Source organism: Bradyrhizobium sediminis, from assembly GCF_018736105.1.
In the GTDB taxonomy this organism is placed as follows: Bacteria; Pseudomonadota; Alphaproteobacteria; order Rhizobiales; family Xanthobacteraceae; genus Bradyrhizobium.
This window is the reverse complement of the sequence record NZ_CP076135.1, coordinates 3,677,144-3,693,896: the sequence shown is the minus strand read 5'-3', so window position 1 is coordinate 3,693,896 and position 16,753 is coordinate 3,677,144. Positions and strand designations below refer to the sequence as shown.

The window sequence follows — 16,753 nt, the reverse complement described above, 5'->3', positions numbered from 1 at the left end:
TGTCCTTTAGGTGACCTGAAAGACTCTGTAGGCAATTCCGCCTTCCACCAGATAGCCCGACCCGACGCAGACAATGTCGTTCAGCCAGGCGTATGGCTTCGCCCCCGTTTCGAACAGCGGGGTGGTCCGGAAGTAGTAGCCAGCGGGATCGACCTGATATCTCCTGACGGGATCGGCCATGTCGGCGCGCAGTTCGGGCGGCGTGATCCAGCGGCCACCATAGGTCATGTACACCAGCGCGTCGTCGTGGGTGCGCAGGGTCACCCGGACATCCAGCGACATCGCTCCGTCGGCGCGAAACAACGCCCAGTCCCCGCCACCCGGCAACACCTCGCCGCGCAGCCGCTCGCCTTCGAAGGATCCGCCGGCGGCGCCGAAAAGGATCCGCCGGCCCAGCGGGCCATCGCCGATATTCAGCCGAGGATTCAAGTCGAAAACGAGGTCGAATAGATGCGTCGTCTTGATCTCGCCGACGGGTTTCACGCGCGGGTCCAGTGCCATGTGTTATTGCCTTTAATTGTGAGGGAGGTGAGGTCTATTCGGCCGCGATCAGCGGAGCGGTGGCGTCGCCAAACAGCTTGCGCCGGACCGCGTCGGTCGAGACGCCGGATTGGGCGCACAGCGCCGACAGGTCGAGGAAGAACCGTTCGCCGGCAATCAGGTCGTCCTCGAAGGCGAACTGGATGAATACCGGCAGCTCAGCTCGTCTGCCGTTGGGGACCACGCCGAACCGATCGCCGGTCATGGTCATTTGCACCGTGCCCCCAGCAGATCAACGCATCGTCGTTGCTGGCGTGACCTTGCAGGGCGACGTTGTAGTCAGGAAAGGATGCGAAGAACCTGGTCAGCGCCTTCTCGTTCTCGGCGAGGCCTTGCGCCATCGTCCCGAAGGTCGGGCTCTCGAGCCGCATATCGTTGTGGAGAAGTTTCAGTGCCGCAGGCACGTCCTGCCTGCTCTTGGCGACCGCCAGCGCCTGCGCCAGTTCGAACATCCGATTGCCGTTCATGCGATCCTCCAATCTGCGGCATGCCACGCTCATTCCGGACTGCCGGGGGCAGTTGGCATAATGCATTCATTATATTTTTTACATAACCTGTGTATGTAATATATTGAATGACTAGGTAGCGTCAAGCGGTATGTTTCCTTCATGGACAAGAGCAAACCTGAAAGAAGTCGACGCGAGGAGTACACGGAGGCAACCCGGCAGGCGCTGCTGACGGCCGGCCGTGACGTGTTTGCGAGGGAGGGCTATCAGGCGGCTGGAATCGAGACGATCTCGCGGGCGGCGCGGGTGACGCGGGGCGCCTTCTATCACCACTTCGATGACAAGAAGGCGCTGTTCGACGCCGTCGTCGTGTCGCTGCAATCGGAGGCGGCGGCCAAGATCGGCGAACGGGCCCGGGCACAGCGGAAGATATGGGATCGCCTGAGCGTCGGCATCGACGCGTACCTGGACGCCTGTCTTGAGCCGGCCTACGGACGCATCGTCATCCAGGAGGCGGCGGCGGTGCTTGGCAACGAGCGCTATCGGGAGATCGAAGAGGCCTATCCGATGGCGCTTCTCACCGCGACCCTGAACGCCCTCAAGCGCGAGGGCGAGCTCGATTTTGAGGACATCGATCTTCTCAGCCGCATGGTAGATGCCATGATCTGCAAGATGGCGCTCATGCTGCCGGAGGCGGACCACCCGAAGAAACTGCGAGAGCAAGGACAGAAGATCATCGGCAGCCTGCTTGGCGTCTTTCGCCGGGGATGATTGGCGTCCGGCCTCATTCCTCCGCGGCTGGCCCGGACTTGCGTCCGTTCAGTCTTGCTCGAAACTGGTCGATCCGCTGTCCGTAGCCGCCGCCGGGGACGGTCATCGCCGCGACGCCGGCCATCACCAGCAGCAGTCCAAGCGCCAGGTTCGACGGCACGGTTTCGCCGAGCAGCACGACCGACAGGCCGACGCCGATCGGAATGCGCAAATAGCCCTGCGCGTTGGTGGTCAGCGTGCCCAATCGCGTCAGGCACATGTAGAACAGCATCAATCCGAGCGCACTCGAGAAAATCCCCATGGTGACGGTGGCGGCGAGCGCTTCCGGCGTCGGCCGCAAGGTCCAGGGGTGCTCGACGATCAGCGCCGCCGGCAGCAGGATGAGACCGCCGAACAACAGCGAGCCCGCCGCCACCACCATCGGGTCGTATTCGGTCAGCCGCAGCCCGAAGATCGTGGCGCAGGCAAAGGAGACGGTGGCGACCAGGATGGCCATCTCGGCGAAGATATTGCCGCCGAGTCCGCCGAGCGAGTCGAGGCCGATGATGACGGCGGTTCCGGCGAGCCCCAGCACGGCGCCGGCGAGTTTCAGGAGCGTGGCCGGTTCATGCCGGGTGATGCCCCAGGTGATGAGGAAGGCGAAGATCGGCGTGGTCGACGCCAGCACCACGGTCGGCGCCGCCGCCACATATTGCTGCGCCCAGGTGATCATCAGGAACGGAATCGTCGAATTGATGGTTTGCTGCTGGGCGAACAGCTTCCAGGCCCTGGCATCGGCCGGAATTCGCATGCCCCGCGCGCGCAGGATCATGAGCAGAAAGCCGGCGGCGATCAGCGAGCGCGCCGAGATGAAGGTGATCGGAGGGATCGAGCCGAGGCCGATCTTGGTCAGCGGATAGGTCGAACTCCAGCAGCACGCCAGCGCCAGCAGCAGCGCGTAGTCGCGCCAGCGGTGAGGGGCCCTTGGAGACCGGGCTGGATCCGGTGGCGCGGGTGGTGGGTCGCTCTCGGTCGCTGCCATGTTCTTGAGCAACTCAATTCTCCCGGCGCGCCGGGCGCTCACAAGTCAGGAAACGCCGGGGAAGAGAGAGGCCGGGTCGAATCAGGTGGCAACCGCGCCCGCCTTTGCCGGCGGCTTCCACTTCACCCGCTTGATGGTGCCGGAAAAGGTGAACAGCGTGCGCTCGCCGGCTCTCAGCACGCCGCGCAGGAAGATCATCGAGCCGCCGGCCCGCATGATCTCGCCGGTACCTTCGACCAATTCGCCCTCGCGCGCGCCGTCGAGAAATTCGCAGCCAAACGACACCGTCACCCCGGGCCCCTGCAGCACGGGTGCGGCAAAGGCGAACAGGCAGTAATCCGCAAACGTCATGTAGCAGCCGCCATGGACGTTGCGCATGCCGTTGAGGTGCTTCTTCTCGACCCGGAACGCGCAGCGCACGCTGCCGTCGTCCTCCATCCGGTGCCAGAATGGCCCAGTATGGGATTCGAAGTGGTCGCGGATCCAGGTGCGCCAGCCGGCGAATTCGCCCTCGGTTTCGACGTGCAGGTCGGGGCGGTGGAGGAATGCGGATTTGGTGATGTCGTCCAAGTGAAAAGGCCTTCAATTACGGGGTTTGAGTCCTTAAATCCGATCCAGAACGGATGTGCAAACCCCTGCAATGCATGGACCGCCCGCAAATCTATGGACAGCGGGAAAATGCGCCCAAAAAGGCCTTTTCCGTACCCTCCGATCTCCCTAATAAGGGACCTCAATCGCCCAAAGAGCCTCATGAACCAGCCCCAGATCACCCCCGAACTCGTCGCCAGCCACGGCCTCAAGCCCGACGAGTATGAGCGCATTCTCGAGCTGATCGGCCGGGTGCCGACCTTCACGGAGCTCGGGATTTTCTCGGCGATGTGGAACGAGCACTGCTCGTACAAGTCCTCACGGCTGCATCTCAAGGGCCTGCCGACCAAGGCGCCTTGGGTGATCCAGGGGCCGGGCGAGAACGCCGGCGTCATCGACATCGGCGATGGCCAGGCCGTGATCTTCAAGATGGAGAGTCACAACCATCCGAGCTATATCGAGCCCTATCAGGGCGCGACCACCGGCGTCGGCGGCATTTTGCGCGATGTGTTCACGATGGGCGCCCGCCCGATCGCCTGCCTCAATGCGCTCTCGTTCGGCGCGCCGGAACATCCCAAGACCCGTCATCTGGTGTCGGGCGTCGTGGCCGGCGTCGGCGGTTACGGCAATTCGTTCGGCGTGCCCACGGTCGGCGGGCAGGTACGTTTCCATACCCGCTATGACGGCAACATCCTGGTCAATGCGATGGCGGTCGGGCTCGCCGACAGCGACAAGATCTTCTATGCGGCGGCTTCCGGCGTGAACATGCCGATCGTCTATCTCGGCTCCAAGACCGGCCGCGACGGCATTCACGGCGCCTCGATGGCGTCGGCCGAATTCGACGACGACTCCGCCGAGAAGCGACCGACGGTGCAGGTCGGCGATCCCTTCGCCGAAAAATTGCTGCTGGAAGCCTGCCTCGAAATCATGGAAGCCGATTGCGTGATCGCGATCCAGGACATGGGCGCGGCGGGGCTGACCTGCTCGGCGGTGGAGATGGGCGCCAAGGGCGACCTCGGCGTCGATCTCGATCTCGACGCGGTGCCGACCCGCGAAACCGGCATGAGCGCCTATGAGATGATGCTGTCGGAAAGCCAGGAGCGCATGCTCATGGTGCTGAAGCCCGAAAAGGAAAAGCAGGCCGAGGCGATCTTCAGGAAATGGGGGCTGGATTTCGCCGTGGTCGGTTACACCACGCCGAGCAAGCGCTTCGTGGTGAAGCATGGCGGCGACGTCATGGCCGATCTGCCGATCAAGGAACTCGGCGACGAAGCGCCGCTGTACGACCGGCCGCACGTGCCGTCGCAGCCGCTGCCTGTCGTCCACGCGCGCGACGTGACGCCGCCGATCGGAATCGTGCCTGCGCTGGAAAAACTGATCGCGACGCCCGAGCTGTGTTCGAGGCGCTGGGTGTGGGAACAATACGACCACGTCATTTTGGGCAATACCGTGCAGCGCCCCGGCGGCGACGCCGCGGTGGTGCGGGTGCAGGACGGGCCGAAGGGGCTGGCGCTGACCGTCGACGTGACTCCGCGCTATTGCGAGGCCGATCCTTATGAAGGAGGCAAGCAGGCGGTGGCGGAGGCCTGGCGCAACATCACCGCGGTCGGCGGTCGGCCGCTTGCGATCACCGACAATCTCAATTTCGGCAATCCGGAGCGGCCGGAGATCATGGGCCAGTTCGTCGGTTGCCTGAAGGGCATTTCGGAAGCCTGCCGCGCGCTCGACTTCCCGGTCGTGTCCGGTAACGTCTCGCTCTACAACGAGACCAACGGCCGCGGCATCCTGCCGACGCCGTCGATCGGCGGCGTCGGGCTGCTCGACGACTTCACCAAATCCGCCACATTGGCGTTCAAGGCCGAGGGCGAAGCGATCCTTCTGATCGGCGAATCGCATGGCTGGCTCGGGCAATCGGTCTATCTGCGCGACATCTGTGGCCGCGAAGAGGGCGCGCCGCCGCCGGTCGATCTTGCGGCCGAAAAGCGCAACGGCGACGTGGTGCGCGGCATGATCCACGCCGGCACCGCCACTGCGGCGCACGACCTTTCCGATGGTGGGCTGTTGATCGCGCTCGCCGAGATGGCGATCGCAAGCGGCATCGGCGCGAAGCTGTTGGCGGCGCCGGGCGCGATCGTGCCGCATGCTTATTGGTATGGCGAGGACCAGGCGCGTTACATCGTGACGGTGCCGGAGGAACAGGCCGGCCTGGTGCTGGCGAAGATGCGGGGTGCCGGCGTGCCCTGCGCGCGGATCGGAACCACCGGCGGCGACGCGATCAGCATCGTCGGCGAGGCGCCGGTGACGGTAAAGAGCCTCGAGCACCGTTTTGAAAGCTGGTTGCCGGCTTACATGAACGGAGCGGTGTGAATTTCTTGTAACCCGGATACGCTTACAGCACCTTCGACGCGCCCGGGATCTGCCGCAACGCCCGCGTCACTGCCCAGCTGAAGATAACGGTGAGCACGAACGCGACCAGCGCCTTGGCGATCGCGGGCAGGTCGTAGTCGAACAGCCCGTATTGCAGCCAGAGCACGATCGGATAATGCACCAGGAACATGCCGTAGGCGTCGGCCTGCATCGGATCGAGCATGCTGAAGCCCGATCGTTTGAACCGCAGGAAATACGCCAGGATCGCCAATATTATCGCCGCGCTGAAGGCGACGAAGAACAGGCCGTAGCTCGCTTCGTACCAATTGGGCAGGACGACGGGATTGTCCAGTATTTCGCGCTTGATGGCGATCAGCCCCCACAACAGGCAATACGGAACCAGCGTCACGGCCACCCAGCCCCAGCTGCTCCTGGCCAGCCGTCCGTCCTCGCTCAGCACGCCGCGCTCGACATTTGCAGCCCCGACGCCGGCGCCGATGAAGAAGTAGGCGGCATACAGCAACACGCGGCTGGCCTGGATGTCGAACGGTCCCAACTCGAACCACTTGCCCGGTCCGAAATGGACCCGCGCCGGGATATAGAGGATGGCGGTGACCGCGGTGAGAAACAGGAAGAAGCCGGCCGGCCGCTCGAAGGCGCGTTGCGACAGGCGGTTGATCGGATCGTCCATCCTCGGCGAGATCCGGTACAACAGGCTCGCGGTAAGATCGAACGCCAGCAGCACCCAGATGAACCAGACCGGGCCGCTTGGCCAGGGACCTGACGTGACCGTCTTCCACCAGAATGCCGAGAAGGCGAGGCCGGGATTCTGCCGCAGCGCGATGGCGTAGTAGGCGATCGGGATGATCGTGAACGCGGCCACTGCGAAGGGCAGGCCGAGCCGGAGCAGGCGATCGCGGAAGAAGGTGCCTGGCGACTTGTGCCCAAGGCCCGGCCACACGAACAGTCCGGACAGGAAGAAGAACATCGCCATGAAGAAGCTGTCGGTGGCGAGCACGACCATGTCGAAGCCGATGAACGACTTGGCGTCGGTATGACCGAAATAGGTGTAGGGAATGACGGCATGGTGGAGCAGCACCACCAGGGTCAGGAAGGTGCGCGCGCGGTCGAGCGAGGCGTTGCGCGCGTTGGCTTTTGGCACTGCCTGGACTTCGGCGGTTGCCCCCGTGTGGGAGATCGTGGTCATGCACGCCCCGGCAAGGGTGATGATTGAACGATGTTGCTGCCGGGAACCGGACTCACTGGTGCTGCTCAGCCCACTTCCTCGATCGTGACCTTGTCCGGATAGAACGCCAGATGACTTGTTATTTCCGCCATGGCGGGGAACGGTGCCTCATAGGTCCAGATCGCATTTTCCAGCGTCGTGCCGTTCGCCTTGATGCTGAAATAGTTCGCATCCCCCTTGTAGGGGCAGTGCGTTACCCGCTCGGTGCGCGCCAGCAGCGCCATATTGGCGTCGCTGCGCGGCACATATTGCACGGCGGGATAGCTTGCTTCCTTCAGCGTCAGGGCCTGGGTGGTGTCGGCGATAACGACGCCGCCGGCGGTGACGCGGACGCGCCTCGGGTTCGCCGTGATGGTGATGGGGTGGTCGGGGCCGGGGAGTTTCATCGAGAGTAGCCTTTTCGGTCAGCCGGTTGTGATCGCGAGCCGCGATATCAAGGCCTTTGCAGCGAATGGATCGGGAATATAGTGGCACGGGGCGTGACGTAGAAGGGCGGCCGGGCTAAGTTCCGGCATCGCCGCAGCGAAGCCGGCGGCGATTCGAAATGCCGGATTTGGAGAGATTTTGGATGCCGATGGACGCCCACGATATCGAATCGATGATCAAGGCGGCAATCCCCGACGCCGAGGTGACGATCCGCGATCTGGCCGGCGACGGCGACCACTATGCCGCGACCGTGATCTCGGAGTCGTTCCGCGGCAAATCCAGGGTCCAGCAGCACCAGATCGTCTATCAGTCGCTGCGCGGTCAGATGGGCGGCGTGCTGCACGCGCTGGCGCTGCAGACCGGGGTACCTGGCGGACCCGGGGTACCGGAAGGCTAGGCCCCGGGGTAGCACTGCCATGGCGGGGGACGATCAACGCGGCGCGCTGTTTCGTCCGCTCGTGCCGAACCAGCACAGCCGCGTCACCTACGCCGAACTGTTCTTCGACCTGGTGTTCGTGTTCGCGGTCACGCAGATCTCGCACACGTTGCTCGGCCGCTTCACCCCGCTTGGCGCGGCGCAGACGACGCTGTTGTTTCTCGCGGTCTGGTGGGTGTGGGTCTACACGTCCTGGATCACCAACTGGCTCAATCCGGAAACGACGCCGGTCCGGGTCATGCTGTTCGTGCTGATGCTCGGCGGGCTCGTGCTCTCGACCTCGATTCCGCAGGCGTTCGAATCGCGGGGGCTCTGGTTCGCCGTCGCCTATGCCGCGATGCAGGTTTCGAAGACGGTGTTTCTGCTGGTATCGACGCCGCCCGCCCGAACCCTGGCGCGCCTGAATGCAGTGCGCATCACGACATGGCTGTCAGTCTCGGGCGTGTTCTGGATCGCGGGCGGCTTTGCCGAAGGGCAAGCGCGGCTGGCATTCTGGGCGGTGGCGCTGGGAATCGAATATCTCTCGCCCGCGGTGCGGTTCTGGATCCCGAAATACGGCGCGTCCTCGATCGAGGACTGGACCGTCGAGGGCGGCCACATGGCCGAGCGCTGCGCCCTGTTCGTCATCATCGCGCTCGGCGAATCCATCGTCGTCACCGGCGCGACCTTTGCGGATCTCACCTGGACCGCCGAAACGCTTGGCGCCTTCGCGTCGAGCTTCATCGGCAGCCTCGCGATGTGGTGGATCTATTTTCACAGGGGCGCGGAGGCGGGGTCCGAGCTGATTTCGAGATCGAGCGAGCCGGGGCGGCTGGCGCGGCTCGCCTACACCTACCTGCACATGCCGATCGTGGCCGGCATCATTCTTTCGGCGGTCGCCGACGAACTCGTGCTCAAGCATCCCGGCGGCCATTCCGACCTCAAGACGGTGTTGAGCGCGATCGGCGGGCCGCTGTTGTTCCTGCTCGGCACCATCCTGTTCAAGCACACCATTCGCGGCTGGCTGCAGCTTTCACACGGCGTCGGCATCATCGCACTCTGCGTTCTCGTCTGGTTCGCCGGCGGGATGTCGCCGCTGCAGCTCTCGATCGTGACCACCGCGATCATGATCGTGGTCGCGACGTGGGAGTCGATTTCGCTGAAATCGGAGGCCGCCAAGCCCCGGCGTCAACGGCCTCGCTCCGAAGCCGGCAGCGTGTAATCCGGCAGAGCAGATCGCTCGTCAGTCTTCCCCGAAATGCGCGGGGTCGGCAACGACGCCCTTTTCGCAAAACTGCTGGAACGATGCCAATCGCGAAGCGAGCCCGGACAGGCTGATGGCGTAGCTTTCGCCGGCCAGCGTCAATTCCATATCGCTGGCGGTCCCGACCGACGCCAGCAGCGCCGGGCTGGCCTCGGCGTAGTGAATATCCGCATCCCAGTCCATGTTGCGCGACAACAGGGTCTTCGACTTGTAGAGGTTGCGGAACGTCAGCGCGACAGGCGGGGCGCCGCCCGGCGCATTCTCCGTGCGCACCAGGACCGTGCCGGATTCGGCATCGCGCAATTTGCGCGACGGCTGAACCAGCAGCAGATAGTAATTCGATTTCAGGCAGACGAACTCGATCTGGCCGATCCCGGCATTGAAACCGTTCTGCTCCTTCGGCAGGAGAGCAGGCAGGTCCTTGTACTGCTTGCTCGGCTTGTGGATGTACCAGCCGGACGTTTCGATCCTGACCGGTTCCCGGGCATCGGCGGCAGCTGGCTGCGATGCGAGAAGGCTCACGACAAGCGCGTGCCGCAGTGATCTCGCCCTGTTTCGAAGCCTGCTTGTCGTATTCATCATCGCCTCATCGCGGTCTCATGATCGTGCAACGACCGGCGTCGCGAAGCGGCTTCTTGACGATGAAGGCATCGCCCGGCAGCAAGTCGCCGCTGATCGTCACCTGATGTCCCTCGAAGGAACCAAGATCGACCTCACGGCCATCTGCATGCCTCGGATGTATGTCATAGCCGTCGGACGAGACGAAGGTCCCGCTGAACACGCATCCGGTAATTGTGCGTGGCACCGGTTTCGACGCCGTCGCCGGTGCGATCAGAAGCAATCCTGACGCTGCCGCGAGGATGGCGATGAGACCGTTGGTGAACGGACGGCGATTGACGGACATCGTGGTTCCCATGGCGCCTGGCTTGTTCCGCTGCGAACATGTCATCCCGACCCTCGATCGATGGTTCATTCCGCGAAGGCGATGCTCGAGAGGGCGCGCTCCAACACGGCTGCGTATTTCGGATAAAGCGCGGTCGGCGCATGCAGCTGCACGAAATAGAAGTGGTCGTCCTTCTCGATGTAGGCGAAGGTCTTGCGGAATTCGCCCATCGGCATTGCAACCAGGATCGCCGGGTGCTGGCCGATGCGCGCCGCGCCCTGCGAAACGTTCTTGCGCGAGGGCGCGTCGAGCTGGGCTCTCTGCTCCCCGACCTTGCGCTCCAGCGTGTCGCCGGCGCGGCGCGGTTCGACAATGAACGCCAGCACGATCTCGCCGCCATAGCCGGGATGGCGTCCGGCAAAGAACAGGGAATCGCCGTCGGCCCCTTGCGTCATCGACCAGTCGGCGGGTACGTCGACGGCGAAACCGACCTTGGACTTTGTCCCGGCGAGGTGAAGGCCGAGCCCAATGCTGTCGATGTGGCGATAGCTGAAGCCGCCGGTTTGAGCCGACGGGGATGGCTTCTCGGCGCCGGTCGAGGCCGGCGGCGGAGGCGTGGCCGGCATGGCCGGGGTGGAGGGCACGGCGTCACGCGCCGCCCTTTCGGGAATCGCGGGATCGACGCGGAAACTCTTGACCATGCGCGCGACGATCGGCTCGAACGCCGCGGCGGCAGCCTTCGGATAGGCGATTTCGAGGCGGTGAACCATGGTCCCGTCTTCGCTCAACAGTACCCGGCGCAGGATGGTCTCGGCGCCTTTGGCGGCCACGATCTCGTACCAGTCCCGGCCGCTTTGTTTGACGGCGGCGGCGTCGCCGATGTCGAGCACGTCCTCGGCCTGCAATTCTGCAACGGAGAGGTTCAACGCGTTGGCATGGCTGTAGATGAAGAAGCGCGCGCCGGCCTGCGTCGCCGTAAATTCGCGCCCGGCATTGTCCGGCGGCGGCGGCTGGATGGCGAACAGATCGGCGGGATAGTCGATCATCACGCCATAGCGGATGTTGGTGTAGCTCTCCCAGCGGTTTGCGACGATCGGCCTGGCGGCGGGCGGCGCTTTCTCGGCGGTGACAGGCTTTGATACCGTCGGCGCCTCGCCGGGGCGCATCAGCAACAGCGTACCGAACAGCACGGCCACGCCGGCGACGACCAGCGCAATGACAGCGCCCTTGCGGCGCCGGTCGAAACTTTCGCCTGGCGCCCCGGCAGCTGGCGCTGCGCTTGCGGCAACCGCAGCGCCGGGCGCAGGCGCGTCCGGTCCGACGGTCCGAGCCTCCGATGCGATCGCGACGGCGCTCCCGCATCTGGTGCAGAACTTCGCGTCGGGCTTCAACGCGGTACCGCAGCTACGGCAAAAATTAGCCATCGGTCCCCTGGTTACCTTCTCAGCGTCCCGCTCCGCCGCGCGCCTGTTGTGATGCAGCCGGGACGGCTATCGCGGGGATCAGGGCAGCCACCCGTCGGACGCGGACCAGGAGGCCGAGCGTATTGCCGACGGTGAGTCCGGCGCCCGCCAGCATCAGCAGCGTCATCGCGGATGGCGTGTGCCCGAACACGACGGCGCCGATCTGGTTGATTGCGAATGTCAGTCCCCAGATCACGAGATGCCAGGCGGTGCCGCGTCCGCGGATCTGGTGGTTGTCGATGAAAAGCAGCGTGGTCAACGACCAGCCCGCGCCGATCAATGCGCCGGCCAGACAGGCCGCCAGTGAGATCGATAGCGGCGGCGCACGCCCGCCGAACCAGAGGCTGACCAGGGTGCCGATCACGGTGACGGCAAGCGACAGCAGCAATGCCACCGGTTCGATCGCCTTGGCCCTGCGGAAGGTCAGCACCATCGTCACGATCGACAGGATCAGCATCGCCATGCTGGCGACCGCGATGAGCCGAAAGAAGACCTGCAGCGGATTTGCAAACAACGCCGAAACGGCTGCCAGGATGGCCAGTCCGCCAAGGAGCATCCCGCCGGTCTTCACCAGCCCGAAAATCTCGCGTTTGAGTTGCGATCCGGCATCGTGCGTCATGGAATAACCAATGCGGCGATGGACGCCGCCCTGTTATTGTCATTCTTCATTGCACCAGCCCCGCAGCCGGCTTGTTGACGTACGTCAACCCCGGGGTCGGCCCCAAAGCCGGACGCGCCAGTCGGGGACCGGAGTCTGCCGGCAGAATCGACCTGGTATTGGGGGGCCGGCCAATCGAAGCCGGCGGGCCCGGCAGCCTCAAAGAGTGGCTGCTATTGGTGCTTGATCCGGCCCGGTGATACAGTCAAAAGAGGAGTTGTGCTCACGCCGGGACGCGTGCTGGTGTGCGCCACAGGCGGGAACATCAACGCCAAATCCTGAAAAAGTCATATTGGGGGAGGTCATCGGTTCATGGCGCTGTCGGTTGCTGCCACGACGTATTTGCATCGGCTGTCGGCGCTGCTGTTCGCCATGGCGCTGACGGCATCGTTTGCGGCCGCCGAAGGTACGACGAAGGGGACCGATTATGTCCGCGTTGGCCCCGACCAGATGCACCAGCTCGAGATCGTCAAGGTCAAGCCCCACGCATTTCTGGATCAGCGGTTGGCGATCGGCCAGATCGCGTTCAACGAAGATGCCAGCACGGTCGTTCTGACACCGTTCTCCGGCCGGGCCACCCGGCTGATTGCCAAGGTCGGCGACCAGGTCAGGCGCGGCGATCCGCTGCTGGAAATCGACAGCCCCGAGCAGGTGCCGCCGCAGAACGAATTCATCGCCGCCCAGGCCGCCAGAAACAAGGCGCGCTCGCAGCTCAACCTGGCGCAGATTGCCGAGAAGCGGGTCCGCGATCTCTATGAGGGTAAGGCGGCGCCGTTCAAGGAACTGCAGCAGGCCGAGGCGCAGCTTGCCGCTGCCGAGAGCGACATGCGCTCGACCGACACGGCGTTCGAAGCTGCCCGTATCCGTCTGCGCATCCTTGGCCGCACCGATGCGGAGATTTCGGACCTCGAGCAGAACGGCACGATCAGCCGCGTCACCCGGATTACGGCGCCGATCGACGGCACCGTCATCTCGCGCAAGGTCGGGCCGGGACAGTACGTCAAGGCCGATTCCGGCGATGCGCTGTATACTATCGCCGACCTGTCGACGATGTGGCTGAAGGCGCAGATCTTCGAGCAGGATATCGCGTTTGTGCGAATCGGCCAGGAGATCGAGGCGAGGGTGGCGGCCGCGCCGAACCGGACCTTCAAGGCGCGCATCGCCAATATCAGCTCGGCGTCGGACCTGACCACGCGCCGTGTCATGGTGCGCTCGGAGATCGGCAATCCGGACGGCTTGCTCAAGTCCGACATGTTCGCGAGCTTCCGGATCGGGTCCGAACAGCCATCGGCCACCCCGGCGGTGCCGACCGACGCGGTGATCCGCGAAGGCGACGTTGCGACGGTGTGGGTCGAGACCGAACCGATGCTGTTCAAACGCCGCGTCGTCGACATCGGCATTCAGCAGAACGGCCTGACGCAGATACGCCGCGGTCTCGATGTCGGGGAACAGGTGGTCGCGCGCGGTGCGATCTTCGTCGATAACGAGTGGCGTCAATGACTGAATGTGCCGGAGCCGTTCATGCTGCGTAGTCTCATCGCGTTCTGCCTGTCCCGGCGGCTCCTGGTGCTGGTGGCGTTCGCCGCCTTTCTCGGGCTCGGCTATACGGCTTTCCTGGCGCTCAACATCGAGGCCTATCCCGATCCGGCGCCGCCGATCATCGAGATCATCGCACAGCAGGCCGGCCAATCTCCCGAGGAAGTCGAGCGCTACATCACGATCCCGATCGAGGTCGCGGTTGCCTCCACGCCGGGCCTCAAATTCATCCGCTCCAACACCGTCTACGGGCTCGGGTTCATCCGCCTGCAGTTCGAGTATGGCCGCGACTATCATTTCGTGCGTCAGCAGACCATCAACCGTCTGAAGGACGCGGTACTGCCGGCCGGCGTGACGCCGGTGATCTCGCCGGCGGGGGGCATCAGCGAGATCTTCCGCTACGAGCTGGTAGGCCCGCCGGGCATGGACGTCATGCGGCTCAAGGCGCTGCAGGACTGGGTGGTCGAACGCAAGCTGCGCATCGTGCCCGGGGTCGCCGACGTCGCCGTGCTCGGCGGCAAGACCAAGGAGTTCCAGGCCGAGATCAATCTCGATCGCATGATGGCCTACGGGCTGACGCTGCCGCAGATCATGACCGCGATCTCGGCGAGCAATTCCAACGTCGGCGGCCGCACCATCGCGATCGGCGAGCAGTCGGTCAACGTCCGCAGCATCGGCGTCATCACCTCGATGGAGGATATCGGCAACATCGTGCTGACCCAGCAGGGCGGCGTGCCGGTGCTGGTGTCCGATGTCGCCAAGGTGCAGATCGGCTACGCGCCCCGGCTCGGTCTCGCCGGCCGCGACGACAAGACCGACGTCGTCACCGGCATCGTCCTGATGCAGAAACTCGAGCGCACCATGGACGTGGTCAAGCGCGTGCGCGCGGCGGTCGAGCGGATCAACGCCGACGGATCGCTGCCGCCCGGCGTCAAGATCGTGCCGTTCTACGATCGCGGCGACCTGGTCGCGATCACCGTGCAGACGGTGCTGCACAATCTGCTGTTCGGCATCGCGCTGATTTTCCTGATCCAGTGGGTCTTTCTCGGCGATCTGCGTTGCGCGCTGATCGTCGCGGCGACGATACCGGTGGCGCTGTTTCTGGCGGTGATGATCACCGTGATGCGCGGCGAATCCGCCAACCTGTTGTCGGTCGGCGCCATCGATCTCGGCATCATCGTCGACGGCACCGTGATCATGGTCGAAAACATCTTCCGTCATATCGCCCATCACACGCCGGGGGTATCCAGGGATCGCCCGGCGCGGCTCAGCGACAAGCTGCACCGGATCCTGACCGGGGCCGTTGAAGTCGACAAGGCGATCCTGTTTTCGGTCATCATCACCATCGCGGCCTTCCTGCCGCTATTCACGATGCAGGGCGTGGAAGGTCAGATCTTCGGACCGATGGCGCGGACCTATGCTTACGCGCTGCTCGGCGCCGTCATCGCCACCTTCACTGTGACGCCGGTGCTGGCCTCGATCCTGCTGCCGGCGCATGTTCAGGAAGTCGAGACTTTCGTGGTCCGCCACATCCGCGGCCTCTACCAGAGCGTCCTGGTTCGGGCGGTCCGCAACTATCGCCGCGCGGCGGTGATTGCGGCGGTGTTTCTCGTGCTGTGCCTCAGTCTCGGTTTGCGGCTCGGCACCGAGTTCCTGCCCAAGCTGGAGGAGGGCAACCTCTGGATCCGCGCGGTGATGCCGCCGACCATCACGCTGGAGGCCGGGATGGACACGGTGGCGAAGATCCGCGCCGTGATCTCGGGCTATGCGCCGGTCCAGACCGTATTTTCCGAGCAGGGACGCGGCGACGAAGGCACCGACCCCGACGGTTCGTTCCTCGCCGAATTCTTTGTGCCGCTGAAGCCGTTCGACGCGTGGCCGAAAGGACTGACCAAGGAGCACATGGTCAAGCAGATGAGCGAGCGGCTCAACCGCGAATTCGTCGGCATCGATTTCAATTTCTCGCAATATATCCAGGACAATATGGAGGAAGCCGTTTCCGGCGTGAAAGGCGAGAATTCGATCAAGATCTTCGGTCGCGACCTCATCGAGCTGGAACGGCTGTCCAAGTCGGTGAAGACCGAAATCTCTGAAGTCCGCGGCGTCGCCGATCCCGCCAGTTTCAATCTGCTCGGCCAGCCCAACCTGGTCGTCCGGATCGATCGCGCCAAGGCCGCGCGCTACGGCTTTTCGATCAGCGACATCAATTCCGTGGTGCAGGCGGCGATCGGCGGCCAGGAGGTTTCCAAGGTCTATGAAGGCGAGATGATCTTCGCGCTCACGGTCCGTCTGGCGCCGGAATTCCGCACCGATGTCGAAGCCATCCGTACCATCCCGGTCGCGCTGCCGAATTCGGATGCGAAGGCGCCGACCGCCTATATCCGGCTCGGCGATCTCGGCGAGGTCAAGCTGGTCAGCGGCGCGGCCTATATCTACCGCGAGAACAGCCAACGCTTCATCCCGTTGAAATACAGCGTCCGCGACCGCGATCTCGGCTCCACCGTGGTCGAGGCCCAGAACCGCATCCAGAAGAACGTGCCGCTGCCGCAAGGCTACTCGCTCGAATGGTCGGGCGAATACGGCGCCCTGGTCGACGCCAAGAAGCGGCTGGCGCTGATCGTGCCGTTGAGCCTGCTGCTGATCCTGATGCTGCTCTACAGCCTGTTCAATTCGATACGGGACAGCCTGCTGGCGCTGTCGGGCATTCCGTTCGCGGTGGCCGGCGGAATTCTCGGGCTCTACGTCGGCGGCCTGAATTTCAGCGTATCGGCCGCGGTCGGATTCATCTCGCTGTTCGGCGTGTCGGCGATGGATGGCATCCTGCTGATATCCTATATCCGCCGCGACCTCGACGAGGGGATGGGAACGGAGGACGCGATCATCCGCGCCTCCGAAACCCGGATGCGGCAGATCTTCATGACCGGCCTGTCGGCGTGCATCGGCCTCGTGCCGGCGGCGATTTCGACCGGGATCGGCTCACAGGTGCAGCAGCCGCTGGCCTGCGTCATCGTCGGCGGCATGCTGCTGTCGCCGATCTGCAGCCTGCTGGTGATCCCGGTGCTGGCGAGGCTATGGATGCCGACGATCAAGAAAACCGGGCTTGACGACGCGGTGCTCGAGCATTGATCG

At 64.2% G+C, this 16,753-nt stretch carries 17 protein-coding genes; 6 read left to right on the top strand and 11 right to left on the bottom strand.

The window, feature by feature from the left end; all coding sequences use genetic code 11:
* Positions 1-6: 6 nt before the first annotated feature.
* From KMZ68_RS17825 to KMZ68_RS17815, 3 genes are read right to left on the bottom strand one after another with little or no spacing between them, the layout of a single operon-like run.
* On the bottom strand, positions 7-501 hold the full coding sequence (locus tag KMZ68_RS17825) for a DUF3237 domain-containing protein (RefSeq protein ID WP_215612506.1): 495 nt from the start codon (positions 499-501) through the stop codon (positions 7-9).
* Between the two features lie 34 nt (positions 502-535).
* Positions 536-745, bottom strand: a complete 210-nt coding sequence (locus tag KMZ68_RS17820) for an ester cyclase (RefSeq protein ID WP_215612505.1) — start codon at positions 743-745, stop codon at positions 536-538.
* Entirely contained in the window at positions 699-1,007 is a 309-nt protein-coding gene (locus KMZ68_RS17815) for a nuclear transport factor 2 family protein (RefSeq protein ID WP_215612504.1), read from the bottom strand. Before KMZ68_RS17815 ends, KMZ68_RS17820 begins: the two co-directional genes overlap by 47 nt.
* 141 nt (positions 1,008-1,148) lie before the next feature.
* Between KMZ68_RS17815 and KMZ68_RS17810 the strand changes: the two genes are divergently transcribed.
* The gene (locus tag KMZ68_RS17810) at positions 1,149-1,757 is read left to right on the top strand and encodes a TetR/AcrR family transcriptional regulator (protein ID WP_215612503.1); all 609 of its coding nucleotides are present in this window, start codon (positions 1,149-1,151) and stop codon (positions 1,755-1,757) included.
* Between the two features lie 13 nt (positions 1,758-1,770).
* Here the strand turns inward: KMZ68_RS17810 and KMZ68_RS17805 are convergent, their stop codons facing one another.
* Together KMZ68_RS17805 and KMZ68_RS17800 are read right to left on the bottom strand one after the other, a co-directional pair.
* Positions 1,771-2,778, bottom strand: coding sequence for a DMT family transporter (locus tag KMZ68_RS17805; protein WP_215616383.1), 1,008 nt, complete (start codon positions 2,776-2,778; stop codon positions 1,771-1,773).
* 81 nt (positions 2,779-2,859) lie between these two features.
* Complete coding sequence (locus tag KMZ68_RS17800) at positions 2,860-3,348, bottom strand: PaaI family thioesterase (protein ID WP_215612502.1); 489 nt, start codon at positions 3,346-3,348, stop codon at positions 2,860-2,862.
* A gap of 180 nt (positions 3,349-3,528) precedes the next feature.
* On the opposite strand from KMZ68_RS17800, the gene purL reads away from it, so the two are divergent.
* Positions 3,529-5,733 (top strand): phosphoribosylformylglycinamidine synthase subunit PurL, encoded by a 2,205-nt coding sequence (gene purL, locus KMZ68_RS17795; RefSeq protein WP_215612501.1) that lies wholly within the window; start codon positions 3,529-3,531, stop codon positions 5,731-5,733.
* 22 nt (positions 5,734-5,755) lie between these two features.
* On the opposite strand, the gene KMZ68_RS17790 is transcribed toward purL, so the two are convergent.
* Together KMZ68_RS17790 and KMZ68_RS17785 are read right to left on the bottom strand one after the other, a co-directional pair.
* Positions 5,756-6,940 carry an acyltransferase family protein gene (locus KMZ68_RS17790; protein WP_215612500.1) on the bottom strand — a complete coding sequence of 395 codons (1,185 nt, stop codon included), beginning with the start codon at positions 6,938-6,940 and terminating at the stop codon, positions 5,756-5,758.
* A gap of 65 nt (positions 6,941-7,005) precedes the next feature.
* Positions 7,006-7,365, bottom strand: coding sequence for a DUF427 domain-containing protein (locus KMZ68_RS17785; RefSeq protein WP_215612499.1), 360 nt, complete (start codon positions 7,363-7,365; stop codon positions 7,006-7,008).
* Positions 7,366-7,547: 182 nt separating this feature from the next.
* Between KMZ68_RS17785 and KMZ68_RS17780 the strand changes: the two genes are divergently transcribed.
* A complete protein-coding gene (locus tag KMZ68_RS17780; RefSeq protein ID WP_215612498.1) occupies positions 7,548-7,802 on the top strand; it encodes a BolA family protein in 255 nt (84 codons plus the stop codon).
* 19 nt (positions 7,803-7,821) lie between these two features.
* A complete protein-coding gene (locus KMZ68_RS17775; protein ID WP_215612497.1) occupies positions 7,822-9,042 on the top strand; it encodes a low temperature requirement protein A in 1,221 nt (406 codons plus the stop codon).
* Positions 9,043-9,063: 21 nt separating this feature from the next.
* Here KMZ68_RS17775 and KMZ68_RS17770 read toward each other — a convergent pair whose 3' ends face one another.
* From KMZ68_RS17770 to KMZ68_RS17755, 4 genes are all read right to left on the bottom strand, one after another.
* On the bottom strand, positions 9,064-9,606 hold the full coding sequence (locus KMZ68_RS17770) for a DUF1176 domain-containing protein (RefSeq protein WP_215612496.1): 543 nt from the start codon (positions 9,604-9,606) through the stop codon (positions 9,064-9,066).
* A 64-nt stretch (positions 9,607-9,670) separates the two neighbouring features.
* The gene (locus KMZ68_RS17765) at positions 9,671-9,988 is read right to left on the bottom strand and encodes a hypothetical protein (RefSeq protein ID WP_215612495.1); all 318 of its coding nucleotides are present in this window, start codon (positions 9,986-9,988) and stop codon (positions 9,671-9,673) included.
* A 65-nt stretch (positions 9,989-10,053) separates the two neighbouring features.
* Positions 10,054-11,358, bottom strand: coding sequence for a hypothetical protein (locus tag KMZ68_RS17760; protein ID WP_215612494.1), 1,305 nt, complete (start codon positions 11,356-11,358; stop codon positions 10,054-10,056).
* Between the two features lie 52 nt (positions 11,359-11,410).
* Positions 11,411-12,049 carry a hypothetical protein gene (locus tag KMZ68_RS17755; RefSeq protein WP_215612493.1) on the bottom strand — a complete coding sequence of 213 codons (639 nt, stop codon included), beginning with the start codon at positions 12,047-12,049 and terminating at the stop codon, positions 11,411-11,413.
* A gap of 351 nt (positions 12,050-12,400) precedes the next feature.
* Here KMZ68_RS17755 and KMZ68_RS17750 point away from each other — a divergent pair, with 351 nt between their 5' ends.
* Both KMZ68_RS17750 and KMZ68_RS17745 read left to right on the top strand, forming a co-directional pair.
* Complete coding sequence (locus KMZ68_RS17750; RefSeq protein WP_215612492.1) at positions 12,401-13,588, top strand: efflux RND transporter periplasmic adaptor subunit; 1,188 nt, start codon at positions 12,401-12,403, stop codon at positions 13,586-13,588.
* A 21-nt stretch (positions 13,589-13,609) separates the two neighbouring features.
* Entirely contained in the window at positions 13,610-16,750 is a 3,141-nt protein-coding gene (locus tag KMZ68_RS17745; RefSeq protein ID WP_215612491.1) for an efflux RND transporter permease subunit, read from the top strand.
* Positions 16,751-16,753 lie beyond the last annotated feature (3 nt).

Coding starts and splice junctions, on each gene's coding strand:
- KMZ68_RS17745 (WP_215612491.1), top strand. CDS start 13,610: ATGCTGCGTAGTCTCATCGCGTTCTGCCTGTCCCGGCGGCTCCTGGTG.
- KMZ68_RS17820 (WP_215612505.1), bottom strand. CDS start 745: ATGACCGGCGATCGGTTCGGCGTGGTCCCCAACGGCAGACGAGCTGAG.
- KMZ68_RS17805 (WP_215616383.1), bottom strand. CDS start 2,778: ATGGCAGCGACCGAGAGCGACCCACCACCCGCGCCACCGGATCCAGCC.
- KMZ68_RS17815 (WP_215612504.1), bottom strand. CDS start 1,007: ATGAACGGCAATCGGATGTTCGAACTGGCGCAGGCGCTGGCGGTCGCC.
- KMZ68_RS17755 (WP_215612493.1), bottom strand. CDS start 12,049: ATGACGCACGATGCCGGATCGCAACTCAAACGCGAGATTTTCGGGCTG.
- KMZ68_RS17775 (WP_215612497.1), top strand. CDS start 7,822: ATGGCGGGGGACGATCAACGCGGCGCGCTGTTTCGTCCGCTCGTGCCG.
- KMZ68_RS17765 (WP_215612495.1), bottom strand. CDS start 9,988: ATGTCCGTCAATCGCCGTCCGTTCACCAACGGTCTCATCGCCATCCTC.
- KMZ68_RS17780 (WP_215612498.1), top strand. CDS start 7,548: ATGCCGATGGACGCCCACGATATCGAATCGATGATCAAGGCGGCAATC.
- KMZ68_RS17750 (WP_215612492.1), top strand. CDS start 12,401: ATGGCGCTGTCGGTTGCTGCCACGACGTATTTGCATCGGCTGTCGGCG.
- KMZ68_RS17825 (WP_215612506.1), bottom strand. CDS start 501: ATGGCACTGGACCCGCGCGTGAAACCCGTCGGCGAGATCAAGACGACG.
- KMZ68_RS17790 (WP_215612500.1), bottom strand. CDS start 6,940: ATGACCACGATCTCCCACACGGGGGCAACCGCCGAAGTCCAGGCAGTG.
- KMZ68_RS17785 (WP_215612499.1), bottom strand. CDS start 7,365: ATGAAACTCCCCGGCCCCGACCACCCCATCACCATCACGGCGAACCCG.
- KMZ68_RS17810 (WP_215612503.1), top strand. CDS start 1,149: ATGGACAAGAGCAAACCTGAAAGAAGTCGACGCGAGGAGTACACGGAG.
- purL (WP_215612501.1), top strand. CDS start 3,529: ATGAACCAGCCCCAGATCACCCCCGAACTCGTCGCCAGCCACGGCCTC.